We start from the raw sequence: 398 nt of genomic DNA on the forward strand, positions 1-398 counted from the left end.
ACTAAAGAATTTTTCATTAGCTAACTCAGGATCAGGACTATAGTATGGTGCTAATGTTTTAGCAATGCGTGTAAATGCTTGGCGAACTGTCTCATCATCACCATATGCATACTTACGTTTAAACATTACATATCCCTGCGGGGTATACCATGCAGGAACTTCTTCACTACTAATTAATTTTTCTAATTCTAATTCTGATTTTCTAAATTCGGATAGGATTTTCTCAGTTGACATTAATTTTTACCCCAAACCTGACCAAAGCGTTCACGTTTCCAGTTGATACTATACTCAGACCCACCACCTGTAAAGAAGTCGTGCATCTGGAAAGAGTTGATATTACGATAGAACCAAGATTCAATAAATCCATCTAGTTCATCATTACTAAATAGAGGTGGAAC

General features: G+C 36.2%; 1 protein-coding gene. It reads right to left on the bottom strand.

Annotated features, from left to right (window positions below; all coding sequences use genetic code 11):
* The coding region (locus ACTQ48_RS11650) for a hypothetical protein (protein ID WP_441571102.1) at positions 1-234 on the bottom strand (234 nt) is incomplete at its 3' end.
* Positions 235-398 lie beyond the last annotated feature (164 nt).

Source organism: Collinsella sp. Sow4_E3, assembly GCF_052116285.1.
Lineage (GTDB): Bacteria > Actinomycetota > Coriobacteriia > Coriobacteriales > Coriobacteriaceae > Collinsella.